Here is an 18052-nt window from a genome sequence, read left to right as displayed (position 1 = left end):
ACTGAATTTGTAGAATTAGTTTAGAAAGCTTTTTGCGAATATCGTCCGAGTTCGGAACGATCTGTCTAATCGCATCGAGACGAAACAACGCGATTCATTCGAGAGGCGGACGTCCGCGCCGGGCACAGCATCTCAGCCGCATCGCGAGCGTCTTCCGAACCAGAGCTTTTTTTCAGCGAACGAACGCCAGCACGACGATGCGGGGAGCAAGGCAGTATGCGAGCGTTGCACGACGTCCGGTGGTCGTCGTCGCCCTACTCGCACTCAGGTCTATCGCGATATCCCCATAATCCAGGATTTCGTGATCAAGCGGATAGACCGCCTTGTAGACCGCTTCCTTGGCCGCAAACAGGATGCGGCCGGCGAGTTGCCGATCCACTGCCCCGACAACGTCTATGCTTGTTGCGACGAGCGCGGCGATCTCGTCCGGTAGCGCGATGGCAGGCTCGACATCGATGCCCAGGGAGCCGACGTCGGTAATCGACGCAACCGCAGCGACCGCCATCTCATCGTCATGGGCGAGCGAGCCGGAGATGCCGTCAGGCCAGACTGGAGCGCCGGAAGGTGAGCGCAAGACCGGGAAATCGTTGATGCCGATATTCGACAACAGACTGTGTGCGATCCAACGCGCGGCGCCGCTGGCACGGCGCATGGCCGGGCGGCGCGCCGGGATGGAACCGGCCTCCTCGGGCAAGAGATGGGCCTCATCGCCGTCGCGGATCGATCGGCAGCCGACGCCGACGCCAGGCGGCGCGATGGCGGCCATTGCTTCAAGCAACGAGACTTCCTCGGCGGAGCGTGCGGGAATGGGTGGCGGCCGCGTCAACGATCGTCCGTCGGCGACGGCACAACGAGATCGGCGATCATTTCGCCGTCCTCGTCAAGGCCTTCTTCCACGAAGCCGGCGGAGCGGTAGAGGTGCCGTGCACCTTCATTGTCAGGCGCGTAGCAAATCGAGATATGCCTGATATGGCCGAGCTGCGCAATTTCGTCCAGAACCTGCAGCAGCGCGGCTCTGCCATAGCCCCTGCCTTGATGTTGACGGTCGATCATGAAGCGGTAGATGCGCGCCTCGTCATCATCCTGCGGCGCCTCATACATCAGGAAGCCGACAACGCCATCACCAGCCATCACCACGCGTGGCCGGGCGTCTTCGTCCAGATCGGCCTCCTCGAGGGACTCGGTGTTGCTGGCGACGAAATCCAACTGGTCGTGTGCGAGCTCCAACGCGGTGACCTGGGCCCGATTAGCCTCGGTCACCGGCACGAGATGAACCTGCGCAGCCTTCTGAACATGCGTCGTCAACACATCGCCTCCGCCGTCAGCCTGAATGTCGCGGACGCCTCGACCACGACAAGCGGGCTACCGCCTTTCGTGGTCGATCCGGCGTTCAAGCGGCCGTCTTGATCTCATCGCGCGTAACGGGCGTGACGAAGCGTTGGAGCTTGGCTGGGTTGCCCCGCCATATCGAATTGGGCTCCAGCACTTCACCCTTCATCACGAAGGAATCGACATCGACGACCGACCCGTCGCCCATCACCACGCCATAGTGGATGAACGCCGCCGGTCCCAGCGTGCAGCCCTTGCCGATCCGGATGTAATCCGACTTGAAGGCACCCTCTTCCAGCGAATGGGCCTGGATGACGCAGCCTTCGTTGAGGGTCGCATCATCGCCGATTTCGACCAGCGAGCGCTCGGTCAGGTTGCTGCCGCCATCATACACCCTGCGACCCACCTTGACGCCCAACATGCGCATGATCATCGGCCGGAACGGCGTGCCGCCAAACAGGCGCGTTATCGGCGAATCCGACAGTTTCCAATGACGCTCGTGGTGCCAGAAGCTGACGTCGTAGATCGTCGTCATCCGAGGCTTCAGCTTGCCGAAGCCGAGGCTGGCCCGCTCCAACAGGACGTAGAACGGAATGGTGATCGCCGAGGTCAGCAGCACCGCTACAAAGAGCGCCATTTCCGCCCAGTCGGTGTAATAGTTCAGCGCGCGGTCCCAGATCACCAGCGTCACGAACAACATCGCCCATTGCGCGAACAGGAAGAGAAGCGCCGTCACCGCATTGTAGACATTCTTGGATTTGAGACGACGCAGGCGCTCGTCCTCGTTGATGCCCGCGATCAACTCCTTGTCACGGTTGACCATGCGCGGGATTTCGAAGGAAGGCGAACCCAGCAGGCCGACATTCTCGCGCACCGGTCCGTCGATCGGCACCATCACCTTCGTGCCGAGCAGGCAGTTGTTTCCGGTCCGTCCGTCTGGCGGATAGTAGATATTGTTGCCCAGATAGTTGCGTTCGCCGAGCCGTGTGTGGTCGAGCCGGAAGGCGGAGGCGGACTTGTGCATGTTGATCATGAAAAGCCCGTCCGACACCATGGTCTGGGTGCCGATCTCACACAGGAGCGGATTCTCATGCTGCTGGTTGCTACCGAAGTTGGAGCCGGTCTGAACCACCTTGTTGAGCTTCCAGCCAATGGCGCGCATGTAATACACGATCGCCGAGCTGTCGCCGAACAGCAGATTCAGCAAGCGTGCATTGCTGAACAACTCGACCACCGTCTGAAGCCAGTACCGGAACCCGTAGAGCGTGTAGGTACGACCCGGCTTCAAAATCAGGCGGATCAAGCGCGGCAGCAGCGTCGCGGCCAGCAAGGCGACCGCGAGGTAGCCGAACAGCGTGACCGTGGTGCCGATGGCGACGATGCCAATCGTCTCCTGATAGTCGTCGCTGACATTCTGCCAGTAGGCATGGAAGAGCAGCGGCAGCGGCGTGACGATCATGAACAGCCCGACGAGCTGAGCCGCTTCGAACAGGATGCGTCGATAGTTGGACGCATCGACGTTGCGGACCTTGCAATAATTCGCCTCGGTCGGCACCGCCGGCGACCCATGCCAGCGTTCGCCGTCCGGGATGCTCTGTCCGCGCTGCAACGAGGACGCATGGCCGAGCTGGGCACCATCCCCGATCCTGGTGTCGATATCCATGGTGCTGCCGACACCCACGAAGGCGTCCTTGCCGATGGTCAGCGGTCCGGTGTGAATGTAGCCGGACTGCGCCCGGTAGCCGAGGATCATCGATTCCTTGCGCAGGATCGTGTTGTCGCCGATCGATATGAGGTCCGTACACACGGGCACGGTGCGGCATTCGATGACGGTGTTTTCCCCAAGCCTGGCGCCGAGAAGGCGCAGATAGATGGAGTACAGCGGGTTGCCGCGGAAAAGAACGACCGGGGCCGTGCGGATCAAGGTCTGGATGACCCAGAACCGGTAATAGCGCAGGCCCCAGATCGGAAAGGCTTCCGCTTTCCAGCGTCCCACCAGCAACCACTTGGCAACGATGGCGAAACCCGACATGCCGAAGAAGACACCGCCCGAGAGCAGCACGCAGCGTAGATACAGCTGGAACGGCTCATCGAGCTTGTCATAGACCCAATTGAGACCGAGGTTGAACGCCCACAGGCTAAAATAGCTGTAGAGGCCGTAGAACAGTAGCTGAGCCGCGCCGCAGGTCCAGTACGCGAAGTTCGATGCCTGGTGCGTGAGAACACGCTCATCGGTGGCTATCGTCGTCTCTTCGGGAATGCGCAAATGCTGCGCGAGGCTTGCAACGGTCGGGTACAGGTAGATGTCCCGCATCGATGCCGTTGCCCATTCCGGCTTGGTGCGGACGCGGGCGCAGAAGCGCGCCATCAGCAAGGAATTGGCGCCGAGATCGTCGAAGAAATTGTCGTCGGCCGATACGAAGAAATTGTCCCCGGCGGAGGCTTCGCTGAGATTCAAGACATCGGAGAGCGCCGCAGCCAGAAAACGTTCGTCCTCGTTACCCGGTTGCACGATCGCCCGATCCGCCGTCAGCCGGACATTTGTCGGCTTTGGCAGCTGACGTAGATCCGCCTTGTTTGAGACCGTCATCGGAATGGCTGGCAGCTCTTCCAGATAGGAAGGCACCATGTAGTCGGGCAGACGCCGTTTCAGTTCGCGGGCAACGTCACCGCGCGAGATCGGCGGCAGCCCTGTCTTGGGCGCGTAGTAGGCAACCAATTCCACGCGACCGGGTTCGATTTCCCAGGTTGTCACCGCAGCCTGCGCAATGGCGGGCTGGTCCAGCAGAACGGCCTCGATCTCTCCGAGCTCGATACGGTATCCGCGGATTTTCACCTGGGTATCGATGCGCCCGTTATACTCGATCTCGCCGTCATCGTTGATGCGGCCAAGGTCACCGGTGCGGTAGATGCGCTTGGAAGGGTTGTTCGGCAGCCCAACGAAGTCGGGGATGAATTTCTGCTCGGTCAGATCCGGCCGGTTGAGATAACCGACGGCAAGCCCGATGCCGGCAAGACCGATCTCGCCCAGTTCACCAGGCTTGGTCAACGCAGCTTCCGTCGGGTCGACGATGACGACGGAATAGGTGGGCAACGGTGCACCGATCGTCACCGGCTTGTCCGGCGTGAGCAAGCCCATCGTCGCCGTAACGGTGGCCTCGGTCGGGCCGTAGGTGTTGAGGATCTGTCGGCCCGGCTTCGACCAGCGCACGACGAGATTGTGAGGACAAGCCTCGCCGCCGACCAGTAGCGCCCGCAAGCTGGGCACATCGCTCTCGATCGAGGACAGCAGGGTTGGACTGCAGGCCATGCAGGTGACCTTGTTGTCCCTGAGGAAATCGGCGAGCTCCTCGCCCACAAGGGTAAGCTGGCCCGGAGCCGGCACGACCGTCGCGCCTGCCGCGAACGGAACCCAAATCTCCTCAGTGGAGAAGTCGAAGGCGATCGTCATGCCCTGGTAGACGCGATCGCTCGGCCGATATCCATAGGATGCTGCGGCCACACGCACGAAGTTGCAGATGCTTTGGTGATTGACGACCACACCCTTCGGGCGGCCGGTCGTGCCTGACGTGTAGAGGATGTAGCAGGTTTCGTCGGAAGCGGGTGTGGCCCCTTTCCGCGACAGCGGCTTGTCGGACTTCTTCCCGATTTCGGCCGACGGACCATCGACCAGGACATACGGCACGGGCAACCCCTCAGCCCGGGAGGAATAGGCCGCGATCGTGACGATCAGCTTCACGCTCGCATCGTCGATGATGAGCGTCATCCGCTCTTCGGGGAAAGCAGTGGCGAGCGGAACGAAGGCCGCGCCGGCCTTCATTACGGCCAGCAATGCGACATAGGTTTCCGCGGAGCGGTCGAGCAGGAGACCCACCCGGTCACCCGGCTTCACACCCCGATCGACGAGCAAACGGGCGAACTGATTTGCGCGTTTGTCCAGTTCCCGATATGTCCAGACGCGTCCATCCGAGATAACAGCAGGCGAAGTGGCGAACTTCCCGGCAAGTTGCTCGAAGAATATGTCGAGCCGTTCGCCCGGTTGCCCGGCTTGTGCGAAGTCGGCACCCGTCAATATCTGGGGACGCCCGGCCATTCGGGAGCCTGGCGCCGTTTTCGACTTTTCGGCCGAACCCTGAGCTTTGTCTCGGTCGAGCTCGGCGTCGTCAACACCGTGGTCCATTTCCGTTCTCTTTCGTCGTGGGTCGAGCGTGGCTGAGCGCATATCGCGCAAAGGGCCTGTTGCCTTTCCGGCAAGCATGGTCTGTCGGCCGACTGTGCGCCGCTACGAATGACCTCTCCTTCGTGCAGGTCCAATAACCAAAGCTTTCGCAGAAGAAAAGGCCGCATTTTCGGGCGACAGTTGCTGCACTTCCGATTTGCCCGTCTTCAAGGGCGAAGAAATCGGGCAAATGCGCGGTCGTCGACGTGCTGGCGCCCCCTTCACGAGAAGGCGATCCCCGGCCCTGGCCCCATCATCAAATACAAAGACAGGCCAGATTTCCGCAACCACGGACTGATGACGCTCAGTGCGCAAGCGAGCCAGTTTCGCAAAAAAGAAAAAGCCCGGCACGTGCCGGGCTTTTTTCTTTGTCCTCAACGCTGGCCCGCGAGCGCGGCCATGCTCAATGGTCCATTGCCTTGACGATTTCCTCGGTCATCTTCTTGGCGTCGCCGAGCAGCATCATGGTACCGTCCTTGTAGAACAGCGTGTTGTCGATGCCTGCATAACCGGAACCCAAGGAGCGTTTGACGAACAGGCAGGTGCGGGCCTTGTCGACGTCAAGGATCGGCATGCCGTAGATCGGCGAGCTCTTGTCGTCACGCGCCGACGGGTTGGTGACATCGTTGGCACCGATGACATAGGCGACGTCGGCCTGCGCGAACTCGGAGTTGATATCCTCCAGTTCGAACACCTCGTCGTAAGGTACATTTGCTTCAGCGAGCAGCACGTTCATGTGCCCGGGCATACGTCCGGCGACCGGGTGAATGGCGTACTTCACCTCGACGCCGTTGGCCTTCAACTTGTCGGCCATTTCGCGCAGCGCATGCTGGGCCTGCGCCACCGCCATGCCGTAGCCCGGCACGATGATGACTTTCTGGGCGTTCATCATGAGGTACGCCGCATCGTCGGCGGCACCCGTCTTGACCGTGCGCTGGACGCCGTCATCGGCAACGGCGGCCGTCTCGCCGCCAAAGCCGCCGAGAATGACCGAGATGAACGAGCGGTTCATGCCCTTGCACATGATGTAGGACAGGATCGCACCGGAAGAACCGACCAGCGCACCGGTGATGATCAGCGCCAGATTGCCCAGCGTGAAGCCGAGAGCGGCTGCCGCCCAGCCCGAATAGGAATTGAGCATCGACACCACGACAGGCATGTCCGCGCCGCCGATCGGGATGATGAGCAGTACACCCAACGCCAGCGAAGCGATGACGATCAGCCAGAAAATGGTGGTCGACTGGGTGGCGACGAGCAGAACGATCAAAACGACCAGGCCGATGCCAAGTGCCGCGTTGATCAGGTGGCGCGACGGCAGCATGATCGGCTTGCCCGACATGCGTCCGTCGAGCTTCAGGAAGGCGATGACCGAACCGGTGAAGGTAATGGCGCCGATGGCGACGCCGAGGCTCATTTCCACCAGCGCCTGCGCGTGGATCGCGCCAGCTTCGCCAATGCCGAAAGAGGCCGGCGCATACATGGCGGCGGCAGCCACCATCACGGCAGCCATACCCACCAGCGAGTGGAAGGCCGCGACCAGCTGCGGCATCGAGGTCATAGCAATCCGCCGCGCCGTATAGGCGCCGACGCTGCCGCCGATCGCGAGGCCGAGCACGATGAGCGCGAAACCGCCGAAGGACGGCTTGGCCAAAAGCAAGGTGGTGACAATGGCGATCGCCATGCCGATCATGCCGTAGAGGTTGCCCTTGCGGCTGGTGGTCGGGTGCGAAAGGCCGCGCAGCGCCAGGATGAACAGGATGCCGGAGACCAGATAGAGGAAAGAGGCGAGATTGATGTTCACGTCACTTGTCCTTCTTCTTGTACATCGCCAGCATGCGCTGGGTGACAAGGAACCCGCCGAAGATGTTGACCGAGACCAGCACCAGGGCGATGAAGCCGAAGCCGGTGGCGGCACCCGCGGCGGAGACACCGACGGCCAGAAGCGCGCCAACCACGATAACCGAGGAAATCGCGTTGGTGACCGCCATCAACGGCGTGTGCAGCGCCGGCGTCACCGACCAGACAACGTAATAGCCAACGAAGATGGCGAGTACGAAGATGGCAAAGCGGAACACGAACGGATCGATCGCGCCGCCCGACAGCGCATGTGCGGCGCCGCCGACCGCGTCGGCGGTACCCGGTGCGTTGGCTGCCTCCTTGAGGGCCAGGCGAACGGCGGCACTAGCCTGGTCAAGCTGATCGAGGGCTTTCTGCAAGGCTTCCATCAGGCGGTCCCCTTCGACTTAGCCGCGGCGGATTTCTTTTTCGCGGCAGGTTTGGGCGATGCATCAGCGACCATGGTCGAGGCAGGGATGGCAGCTGGTTCGACTTGAGGCTTCTGGTCAACCTTGGCGAAGTTCGGATGCACAACCTTGCCGTCGTCGGTCAGCAGCGTTGCCTTAACCAGTTCGTCTTCGCGATTGATGGCGATCTGCTTCGAGGACTTGTCGACCAGCGTCTCGAGGAAGGCGAACAGGTTCTTGGCATAAAGCAACGAAGCGGACGCCGCGACGCGACCGGCCACGTTGAGATGGCCGACGATCTTGACCCCATTGCCGGTGGTGACGATCTTGCCGGCCTCGGCACCGGCGACATTGCCGCCGCGCTCCACCGCAAGATCGATCAGAACCGAGCCAGGTCGCATCGACGCCACCATTTCAGCCGAAACCAGCTTCGGCGCCGGACGGCCCGGGATCAGCGCCGTGGTGATGACGATGTCCTGCTTGGCGATATGCTCGGCTGTCAGCGCCGCTTGCTTGGCCTGATATTCCTTCGACATTTCCTTGGCGTAGCCGCCAGCGGTCTCGGCCTGTTTGAACTCTTCGTCCTCGACAGCGATGAACTTCGCGCCAAGCGACTGGACCTGCTCCTTCACTGCCGGCCGCACATCGGTGGCGGTGACGACGGCACCAAGGCGGCGCGCGGTGGCGATGGCCTGGAGGCCGGCAACGCCAACCCCCATGATGAACACCTTTGCCGCCGGCACTGTTCCGGCGGCTGTCATCATCATCGGCAGTGCCCGGTCATATTCGCCGGCACCGTCGATCACCGCCTGGTAGCCGGCAAGGTTCGCCTGCGACGACAACACGTCCATCACCTGGGCACGGGTGATGCGCGGCATGAATTCCATGGCAAAGGATGTCACGCCAGCCTTAGCGAGGGCGGCGACCCCGGCATCGTTGCCGTAGGGGTCCATGATGGCGATGACGGTGGCGCCCTTTTTGTAGGCCTTGAGTTCGGCCTCGATTGGACGACGAACCTTCAGAACCACGTCAGCCTTGGCGACGTCGGTGGCCTTGCCGATGGTGGCACCTGCCTTGGCGAAATCAGCGTCTGGGATGCGCGAGGCGTTTCCGGCTCCCGCTTCGACGACAACATCAAAACCCAGGCCGGTTATGCGTTTTACCGTATCGGGAGACGCAGCAACGCGCCCCTCGTTCGCATCAATCTCGCGAGGTATGAATACGACTTGTCCCACCGCATGATCCTTTCGGCTGGAACTCAGTTTCCTACAGAGCGCCGGCCTAGCGGCCGGTGCCGCCCCACACAGGATGGGAAGGTATTATCGGAGAATAAAGCCGCCGATCGCCAGGACGATCACGAACAGCACCGAGCCTGAGAAGAACCCGCCGGCAAAAAAACCGAAGGCCATGGCGATCAGCAGCGCGACGCAGAAAAGCGAGCCATATTTGGCGAGCGCGATAAATCCCGCATAGGTGCGCTCATGTTCGGCATAGTCCATCTGGGCGCCCAGTTCGACAGGACCAGTCGGCGAGTGATCGGCCATTAGAATTCCCCTCCGGAAACATCTCAAGCGCACATAGCGAAAAGCGCCGCCAAGGGCAATGGCGCAGTTGCCGCACAACCAGCGCCAACTGCGTCAAGATAATCTTGAAAGCCAGCTTCCGATCAACTCGCAAAGGTCGGATCGATTGTCGTCCAAAAGCGCTGGCAATCGTCCGGATTATCAGCCGGCCAGATGCGGGAACAGACCGAGCAGACCGGCGACGATCAGATAGAACGCCACGATATAGTTCAACAGCCTGGGCATGATCAGGATCAGCACACCGGCGATCAGCGAAATCAGCGGCGTCAAGGTGATGGTGGACATGGTCATCCCCGGCTCCTCCCAAGTGGCAACGAAGAATCCGCTTCGTCGTTAGAATCGCGTCAAGGCGCCGTCTTGGCGGCTCCGTCAGGCCGCGTCGCGAAAATATTTTGCGGTCGGCAAGATGGTCAATGGTGCCAGTTCGCCGGGCCGTTGCTTCTCGAACAGCATGCGCCGTTCAGCGGCGGTCGAACGAAAGAACGGAAATCGCGCATAATAGCGGTCGCGATTCGCATATGCATTCGTGCGGAACAGAACAACTCGGTTGAACACACCTGGGTAGGAACGCGGCTCGCTGATCTGTTCCGAATAATAGACGCGCTTATAGAAGCCCGCGTGATCCTCGCGCACGGTCGAAAGACCGTAAGGTGCCTCGAAGTAGAAACAGGCCATGCCCGCCAGTCGCAGCGTCACGTAAGCAAGCTGCGGATAAACACGCGTCCAATCCGGGTCCGACGCAAATCTGCTCATGCAAACGAAGGTGTCCCCGGCTTCAAGCATAGGGAAAACAATATCGCCAAAGGCCTTTGTCGACGGAGATATCGGGGTCTGCTGCGTAACGTGATGGATGCGCATCGTGCTTACGAGGCGCTGTTCGACATAGACTCCGAAGCGATAAACATTCGTGGTCTCGTCCAAATCATCACTGATGATATGAGCGATGTTGTCGGGGATCATATCGTTGGAGCGATAAGCCTTGTAGCGCAGACGATAGATGTCTTCGAGGTCTTCGCCCTTGTCGCAACGGCGGTACTCGGATTTGTTGAGAAGCGCGAAGACCTTGTCGCTCAGACTAGGTCCTTCAGGCACAACAGTTCGTGCCAGCCCGGCATCCTTGCCCGGTTCACTCAGCGTACCCATCACTTTACCCCGTACTCCACCGCGATGGGGAGGGTATGCAACGGCGTCTGCATGTAAAGGTCAAAAAGCACTCGATCTCATTTACCGATTGTTAAGGTTAACGCCCTCCCCGGCGAATATGTATCAGAGCCCTTCCATTGTCGGTAGCGCCAAACGGGAATCGCCCTCCCTCGTTGAAGGGGCTTAGCGTTTGACAGCGCGTGGGGCCGTTTGCATCTCGTCAACAAAGGGCCAGATCGTGCTCGACATAGTCTCGATCCCCGAAGCGCTGAGCGCAGAGCCAAAAAGAAAACCTTGTACAAGGTCAGGTTCGACCTGCTGAGACAGGATTTTCAGTTGCTCGAAGGTCTCAACCCCTTCGATCGTAACGCTAAGCCCAAGTGAGCGCGAAACGTTGACGATGCCCTTGAGCAATTCCAGCGAACGCGGACTTTGGGCCACATCCATAAGGAAGGAGCGATCGATCTTGACCTTGTCCAGCGGCAGTTTGTGCAGATAGCTCAGGCTGGAGTAACCGGTGCCAAAATCGTCCAAGGCGATGCGCACGCCCAGCTTCTTGATTTCTTCGATCAGCTCGCGCGTTTGCGCCTTGTCGTCGAGAAGGGCCGTTTCGGTTACCTCGATCTCCAGCCGACTTGACGTCAGGTTTGCGGCGGCAAGGGCTCTGCGTACCTTATCGAGGACATCGTTGTCGCGAAAATCCTTCGCCGAAAGATTGACCGAAACCGAAATCTGCTCTGGCCATTTGGCGCATTCGGCGCAAGCCGCCTTCAGCACCAATTCGCTGATCTGCGAGATGATCCCCATCTCCTCGGCGAGCGGAATGAAGATTGCCGGAGAGATCGGGCCGAGGTCGGGATGATCCCATCGGCAGAGCGCCTCGCAGCTGACGATGCGCATCGTCTCCATGGCAACGATGGGCTGGTAGACAATACGCAGCGCGCTGGCCTCGACCGCGGAACGCAAATCGGCCTTCATCAATTGCCGATTGCGGAAGGCAGCATCCATGGAGGCTTCAAAGAGCCGCCAGCCATTCTTGCCGAGTTCCTTGGCCTTGTAGAGCGCGAGATCCGCCTTGACGATCATCTCGTCGACAGTCGTGCTGTCGACCCTGGATAGCACCGCGCCGGCGCTGGCCTGAATCCGTAGCGCGTGGCCAGCCACATCCACTTCACCTTGAAGACCCGAGAAGATGTGCTCCATCAAACCGGACAGATAGCTTTCATCCTCGACCCGGTCGAAGAACAACATGAACTCGTCGCCACCGAAGCGGCTGATCGTGACACCGGGAGCCGCAAAGGCGGACAAGCGTTCCGCTGCCGCATAGATCAGCCCGTCGCCAACCGGGTGACCGAGCGTGTCGTTGATGCTCTTGAAATCATCGAGATCGATGACAACCAGCCCACACAGTCGGCTGCGGTCGCCACCCGACATCGCCTCGCTGACCAGTTCGTGAAAATAGGCGCGGTTCATCAATCCGGTGAGGCTGTCGTAGCGTGCCATGAAACGGATACGTTCCTCGGCCGACACACGTTGAGTGACATCCTCGAAGGTGATGACACCAAGTTCCTGGGAGCCTTCGCGTGCCGAAAATTCGTAGTGCTGGCCATTGGTCAACGACACCAGCACCTTGCGGTCCCGACCTTCGCGCAGGGCGCGTGTCAATTGCGCCTCGACATAACGGCAGTCCTTGGCTGCCAGCAGACCACCGGCAACGCCGCGCATCAGCAGCGAATGGATCGACCTGCCGAGCAGCTGATCTGCCGAGTTGAGTGACATCAGGTGCGCGGCTTCGGCGTTGGCGACAATCACCTTGCCGTCAGGATCGAGCATGACCAGGCCGTGCGACATCGTGTTTAGAGCGCGGTTGAAGCGGCCGGCAATCCGATTAGCCCGTTTTTCAGCGGAGATCGCGGTAAAGAGAACGTCACGGACAGTGTCCGCATACCGATGAATCGCCAACAAGAACGGCGCAGAGAGCAGACCCAAAGCGATGTGGTAGAAATCGCCCCGCAAAAGAAAGCCAAGGGACATTGGGCAGGTCAGCGTGATGATCAGGATAATGACCATCCGGGGCGAACCGTAGTTGCGCCCTGCGATACCGGTCGCTGTCGCCAGTGAAATGCAGACTGCCGCAGTCTCGGAGAAACTATCTTCAGCGGTATAGATAGCTACGAGACTGAAGAGACCGAGCGTGGCTCCATGCAAGGCACCGTAGGTGATGTACCTGTTTTCTCGCTGCCGTGCTTCTTCACGCGTTTTAGCTACGGGCAAGGCCGAATAGTTGCGCATGTTGACCACGCGCACGAAGCCGACAGCCAAAAGACAAAGCACCACCGCGAAATAAGCTATGTTGCCGGTTTTCGCCCAAACCAGCGAAATCAGCACGGATTGCGCGGAAATGCCGATGGCCAACGTGAACCCGTCGCGAAAAAGGGTTTCCACGAAGGGGACGTAGACGTCGTCTGGCAGTTCTTTCGTTCGCGTGATTGTCACGTCTGGTTCCCGTGCTCGGGACCTAACTCCTGACACAGCCGCCTTAAGAAAGGCTTAGAAAGACTAAAATTAGAGACGTTTCCCTACTGCATCACAGCTGCGCACACGACAGATGCCGAACACGCGGCCACAAGGATTATAGACTTCACTCGGCGGCTTGCAATTGTGCGCCTGTCTGAGCGCCCTCCAATCGCTCCAGAAGCCGCAATCGCTCGCCCGCAGCTTTCTCCATCGCCGCATGCTTGACGTGGCCATAACCGCGCACCATCGCCGGCACTGAGGCAAGGGCCGCGGCGGCTTCGATGCGAGCCGGGGTCAGCGAGCGGGCAATCAGATCGAGATCGCGTTCATATTCGGCAAGCAGTTGCCGCTCCTGTCGGCGCTCGGTCGCATAGCCAAAGATGTCAAAAATCGTGCCACGCAGCCCCTTGAGTGCTGCAAGCACACCAAAGCCTTTCATCATCCACGGGCCAAAACTCGACTTGCGCGCCTTGCCGTCGGCATCGCGGCTGCCGAGGATCGGCGGCGCGAGATGGAATTCGAGCTTGCCGTAGCTCTCGAACTGCTGCGCGAGCGCCCGTGTGAAGGAACCGTCCGTATAAAGGCGCGCAACCTCGTATTCGTCCTTGATCGCCATCAGCTTGAACAGGTTCCGCGCCGCCATCTCGGTGACGGTCTTTGAGCCCGGGATTGCTTTCTCCTCGGCGGTGCGCAGCGCGGCGATGCGCCTGGAGTACCGCTCGGCATAGGCCGCGTTCTGATAGGCCGTGAGGAACGCGACACGCCGCGCGATGACTTCGTCGAGCGTCTCGGCTTTTTCAGTCGGCTGGCCACCCTTGGCCTGGCGGTCTACCTGACCGCGCACGAATTCCGGTTCGTGCGCCGCGCGGCGTCCCCAACGGAAGGCGGCAATATTCATCGCCACTGCTTCGCCGTTCAGTTCGATCGCCTTCTCAACGGCTTCCGCCGACAGCGGCAAGCCACCATGCTGGAACGCAAAACCCAGCATGAACATGTTGGCGCCTAACGAATTGCCGAACAGCGCGGTGGCTGCGCGGGTGGCGTCGAAGAAATGTGCATGGCCGTCACCTGCGGCTTGGCGGATTGCTTTCTTCAAGCGCTCAGTCGGCAATGAAAAATCCGCCGACCGCGCGAATTCACCGGGCATGATCTCCGCGGTATTGGCGACAAAGATGGTATGCCCCTCGCGCACTGCCCCCAGCACCTTCTTGGCGCCGGAAACGACGAGGTCGCAGCCGAGCACGAGGTCGGCCTTGCCGGCCGAGACGCGAATGGCGTGGATCTCGTCGGGCGATCGCGCAACACGGACATGGGTGAATACCGAACCGCCCTTCTGCGCGAGACCGGCCATGTCGATCATGCCGCACCCCTTGCCCTCCAGGTGCGCGGCCATACCGAGTATCGCGCCGACGGTGACCACTCCGGTGCCACCAACCCCATCGATAATCGCCGCCCATCCGTCCTTATTGAGCGGAAACTGCTCCGGCTCTGGCAAGCCCGCCAGCGGATCCGCTTTGCCGGCAACGCCGACGGCCTTTCTGATCTTGGCGCCATGCACCGTCACGAAGGAGGGGCAAAAACCATTGACGCAGGAAAAATCCTTATTGCAGGATGACTGATCGATCCTGCGCTTGCGGCCAAATTCGGTCTCGACGGGCTGGATCGAAACACAATTGGACTGCACGCCGCAATCGCCGCATCCCTCGCAGACCAGTTCATTGATGAAGACCCGCTTGTCGGGATCGGGAAAGGTGCCGCGTTTGCGACGCCGGCGTTTCTCGGCCGCGCAGGTTTGATCGTAGAGCAACACCGACACGCCTTTGACTTCCCGCAGCTCGCGCTGGACGCGGTCGAGGTCGTCACGATGATTGATGGTGACACCAACGGGAAACTCCGCCCTGCCGGCATATTTTTCCGGCTCGTCGGTGACGACGGCGATGCGGTCGACACCTTCGGCACGCACCTGGCGGGCGATCATGTCGACGGTCAGGCCACCCTCATGCGGTTGACCGCCGGTCATGGCCACGGCATCGTTGTAGAGGATCTTGTAGGTGATGTTGGAGCCCGAAGACAGCGCGAAGCGCAGCGCCAGCGTGCCGGAATGGTTATAGGTGCCGTCGCCCAGATTCTGGAAAATATGGTCGCGCTTGGAGAACGGTGCCTGTCCTACCCATTGAGCGCCCTCCCCGCCCATCGCGGTGAAACCGACCGTGGAGCGGTCCATCCACAATGCCATGAAATGGCAACCGATCCCCGCCGCGGCGATGGAACCATCCGGCACCTTGGTGGAGGAATTGTGCGGGCAGCCTGAGCAGAAAAAAGGCGTGCGCGAGCCAATGTCCTTGGTGTCGGCCAGCATCGCCTGGAATTGCTTGAGCTTCGAGACGCGCTGGGTGATTTCGTCCGACGGGCCGATGGTCTTGATGATCCGTTCGCCAAGCGCGATCGCGATCTCGTTCGGGTCGAGCGCGCCCTTGGCCGGAAACAGCCAGTCGCCGCGCTCATCCTTCTTGCCCACGATGACGGGTTGGTTGGCCGTGCCGTAGAGATTTTCGCGCAGCTGAACTTCGATCAGCGAGCGCTTCTCCTCCACCACCACCACTGTCTCCAGCCCCCGCGCGAATTCCACGACGTGCTGGAGATCGAGCGGCCAAGGACAGCCGACCTTGAACAGGCGGATACCGAGGCGATTGGCCGTCGCCTCGTCGATGCCGATATCCTCGAGCGCCTGGCGTACATCGAGATAGCTCTTGCCGACGGTGACAATACCAAGCTTTGCCTTGCGACCGCCGGAATAGACGATGCGGTTCAATCCGTTCTCGCGGATGAAAGCCGCCATGGCGGCACGCTTGGCCTCGTGCAGGCGTGCTTCCTGCCCAAGCTGGTCAAGCTCGTTTCGGATGTTGAGACCGCCGGGAGGCATGTCGAAATCGGGCAGAACGATATTGAGACGACCAAGCGAGGCATCGACCGAAGCGGTCGATTCGATATTGTCCTTCACGCATTTGATCGCGGTCCAGGTTCCGGAGAAACGCGACATGGCAAAGCCGAGCAGGCTGTAGTCGATCAGCTCCTGCACGCCTGCAGGATTGAGAACCGGGATCATCGCGTCGACGAATGCGAATTCCGTGGCATGCGCGTTGGTGGATGATTCCGCATTGTGGTCGTCGCCCATCAGGGCAAGCACACCGCCATGTCTGGAAGAGCCGGCAAGATTGGCGTGGCGGAAAACGTCACCCGAACGGTCGACGCCCGGCCCCTTGCCATACCAGACTGAGAAGACGCCATCATACTTGCCTTCGCCCAGCAATTCGGCCTGCTGCGATCCCCAGCACGCGGTTGCGGCAAGCTCTTCATTGAGCCCAGGCTGGAAGACGACATCCGCGGCCGAAAGCTGTGCTTTTGCCCGCCACAGCTGCTGGTCGAGCCCGCCGAGCGGCGAGCCGCGATAGCCGGAAACAAAACCAGCTGTCTTAAGCCCAGCCTGACGGTCACGCTCGCGCTGCATCAAGAGCATGCGCACCACGGCTTGCGCCCCGGAAAGGAAAACCCGTTCCTTGGTGAGATCGAATTTGTCGTCGAGCGCAACGTCGTGCAGCGTCATGATACCTCCGCGCGAAGCCGTTGGGATTCGCTACAGCGACTGGAATGGAAGCAGTCTTCCTGCCACGATCCGCAAACGTCAATTCAATTCGGCTGGATTTGTGGCGAGCCGTTCCAGCCGCAGGCTCTGCTTTTTGATCTGTGTAGTCGAGCGGCCTCAGTGTCTACCATCCGGCGAAACGTTGTGGCCGCAACCATGTCTGGAGCGGATTTCCGTCTCCCGACAGCACCGCGTCGACCAGCCAGCGAGCCGTCGCCGGCGCCGCGTGCATGCCGATCGAACCCATGCCGCCATGCACGAAAAGGCCTTCGACCGCTGTCCGGCCGGCGACCGGCAGGCCGTCCGACAGCATCGGCCGGTTGCCGGGATAGACGTTCTTCACGGCTGGTGAACCGAGCCCGGAAATCATGCGCAGCGCCCGCGCGGCGATGCGGCTCGGCATATCGGTGTTGCGCAAGAGATCGCGGAAAGCCGGCTGCACGGAGGCACCAAGGCGCGCATCGCCGCCCATCATCGGATTGAGGCAGATAGCCTCGACCCCGGCCCTGTCGTCGTTCTGGGCCGCGACGTCCGCGAGGCCCGCCAAGGACATACGGCGGCCGAGTTCGTCCTGGTCGGGCCAGGTCAATTCCTCGACGATCCAAGGCAGTTCGAAGTCCAGCTTGCCCAGCTGGATCAGCCAACCGCGCCCGGCAGTGAACGGCAAGCCGGGCAATGGCCCGTCACCCACGGTACGGCGCAACATGTCCGACATCCACAGACCGTTGGCGATGAACACCATGTCGGCGGCAATGATACCGTCATCCGTCAGCACACCAGCGATCTTGCCGCCACGCGAGGCGATCTGCGCGACCCTGAGACCGGTTCTGAAATGGGCTCCTGCCAAACGCGCGACATGGGCAAAGGCGTGGGTGGCGCCCATCGGTTCCAGCGTCCATGCCCGTTCGACGAAGTAGCCGCCGGCAACGTTGAAGCCGAGCCGCGGATGGTCCCGCGCGAGTTCGCCCCCGCTGACTTTCTCCATGCCTACGCCGGCTTCGCGATAACGATCCGCGACCGTGGCTGCTTCCTCCAAACTGGCGTCGTCCTCGGAAATGAGCAGGTGGCCGATCCGTGCGAACTCGAAGGGAACGGGACCATCGGCAAGTTCGCCATACACTTCGACGCTTTTGTCGAGCATCTCCACCACGGCGCGCTGAGGACCGGACAGCAGTGTCCCCGTGTTTCGCCCTGACGATTCGGCCGCGATGAGGCTCTGTTCGATCACGGTCACCCCCACACCCCGCGAGGCCAGTTCGTAGGCCAGCGTGCATCCCGCGATGCCGCCGCCGATGACGACCGCTTCCGTCATTCGTTTTTCCATTCTTCCCTCCCCTATTGTATTCTCGTATACGAGTATACATATTCGATTTGA

The 18052-nt window shown here is 60.8% G+C and carries 12 protein-coding genes; all 12 read right to left on the bottom strand.

What is annotated here, in order from left to right; translation table 11 throughout:
* Positions 1 to 172: 172 nt before the first annotated feature.
* Positions 173 to 778: a 4'-phosphopantetheinyl transferase family protein gene (locus FZF13_RS16110; protein WP_244440134.1), complete on the bottom strand. Its 606-nt coding sequence runs from the start codon at positions 776 to 778 to the stop codon at positions 173 to 175.
* Positions 779 to 822: 44 nt separating this feature from the next.
* Entirely contained in the window at positions 823 to 1305 is a 483-nt protein-coding gene (locus FZF13_RS16105) for a GNAT family N-acetyltransferase (RefSeq protein WP_024925665.1), read from the bottom strand.
* A gap of 85 nt (positions 1306 to 1390) precedes the next feature.
* Entirely contained in the window at positions 1391 to 5422 is a 4032-nt protein-coding gene (locus tag FZF13_RS16100) for a Pls/PosA family non-ribosomal peptide synthetase (protein WP_373426401.1), read from the bottom strand.
* A gap of 529 nt (positions 5423 to 5951) precedes the next feature.
* Positions 5952 to 7349, bottom strand: coding sequence for an NAD(P)(+) transhydrogenase (Re/Si-specific) subunit beta (locus tag FZF13_RS16095; protein ID WP_024925667.1), 1398 nt, complete (start codon positions 7347 to 7349; stop codon positions 5952 to 5954).
* 1 nt (position 7350) lies between these two features.
* Complete coding sequence (locus tag FZF13_RS16090; protein WP_036254443.1) at positions 7351 to 7773, bottom strand: NAD(P) transhydrogenase subunit alpha part 2; 423 nt, start codon at positions 7771 to 7773, stop codon at positions 7351 to 7353.
* A complete protein-coding gene (locus tag FZF13_RS16085; protein WP_024925669.1) occupies positions 7773 to 9026 on the bottom strand; it encodes a Re/Si-specific NAD(P)(+) transhydrogenase subunit alpha in 1254 nt (417 codons plus the stop codon). Before FZF13_RS16085 ends, FZF13_RS16090 begins: the two co-directional genes overlap by 1 nt.
* 84 nt (positions 9027 to 9110) lie before the next feature.
* The gene (locus FZF13_RS16080; protein WP_024925670.1) at positions 9111 to 9335 is read right to left on the bottom strand and encodes an aa3-type cytochrome c oxidase subunit IV; all 225 of its coding nucleotides are present in this window, start codon (positions 9333 to 9335) and stop codon (positions 9111 to 9113) included.
* A gap of 180 nt (positions 9336 to 9515) precedes the next feature.
* A complete protein-coding gene (locus tag FZF13_RS16075) occupies positions 9516 to 9665 on the bottom strand; it encodes a DUF3096 domain-containing protein (RefSeq protein WP_065996723.1) in 150 nt (49 codons plus the stop codon).
* Positions 9666 to 9743: 78 nt separating this feature from the next.
* Positions 9744 to 10517 (bottom strand): N-acyl amino acid synthase FeeM domain-containing protein, encoded by a 774-nt coding sequence (locus FZF13_RS16070; RefSeq protein ID WP_024925671.1) that lies wholly within the window; start codon positions 10515 to 10517, stop codon positions 9744 to 9746.
* Between the two features lie 183 nt (positions 10518 to 10700).
* The gene (locus FZF13_RS16065) at positions 10701 to 13013 is read right to left on the bottom strand and encodes a putative bifunctional diguanylate cyclase/phosphodiesterase (protein ID WP_024925672.1); all 2313 of its coding nucleotides are present in this window, start codon (positions 13011 to 13013) and stop codon (positions 10701 to 10703) included.
* 145 nt (positions 13014 to 13158) lie between these two features.
* Complete coding sequence (locus tag FZF13_RS16060; protein WP_024925673.1) at positions 13159 to 16638, bottom strand: indolepyruvate ferredoxin oxidoreductase family protein; 3480 nt, start codon at positions 16636 to 16638, stop codon at positions 13159 to 13161.
* 163 nt (positions 16639 to 16801) lie between these two features.
* The gene (locus tag FZF13_RS16055) at positions 16802 to 17989 is read right to left on the bottom strand and encodes an NAD(P)/FAD-dependent oxidoreductase (protein WP_244431131.1); all 1188 of its coding nucleotides are present in this window, start codon (positions 17987 to 17989) and stop codon (positions 16802 to 16804) included.
* Positions 17990 to 18052: the final 63 nt, after the last annotated feature.

It is taken from the genome of Mesorhizobium terrae (assembly GCF_008727715.1).
GTDB classification, from domain to species: domain Bacteria; phylum Pseudomonadota; class Alphaproteobacteria; order Rhizobiales; family Rhizobiaceae; genus Mesorhizobium; species Mesorhizobium terrae.
The sequence above is the reverse complement of the archived record's forward strand: the minus strand, read 5'-3'. Positions and strand labels throughout refer to the sequence as shown.

Coding starts and splice junctions, on each gene's coding strand:
- FZF13_RS16100 (WP_373426401.1), bottom strand. CDS start 5,422: ATGGCCGGGCGTCCCCAGATATTGACGGGTGCCGACTTCGCACAAGCC.
- FZF13_RS16090 (WP_036254443.1), bottom strand. CDS start 7,773: ATGGAAGCCTTGCAGAAAGCCCTCGATCAGCTTGACCAGGCTAGTGCC.
- FZF13_RS16080 (WP_024925670.1), bottom strand. CDS start 9,335: ATGGCCGATCACTCGCCGACTGGTCCTGTCGAACTGGGCGCCCAGATG.
- FZF13_RS16075 (WP_065996723.1), bottom strand. CDS start 9,665: ATGACCATGTCCACCATCACCTTGACGCCGCTGATTTCGCTGATCGCC.
- FZF13_RS16070 (WP_024925671.1), bottom strand. CDS start 10,517: ATGGGTACGCTGAGTGAACCGGGCAAGGATGCCGGGCTGGCACGAACT.
- FZF13_RS16060 (WP_024925673.1), bottom strand. CDS start 16,638: ATGACGCTGCACGACGTTGCGCTCGACGACAAATTCGATCTCACCAAG.
- FZF13_RS16055 (WP_244431131.1), bottom strand. CDS start 17,989: ATGACGGAAGCGGTCGTCATCGGCGGCGGCATCGCGGGATGCACGCTG.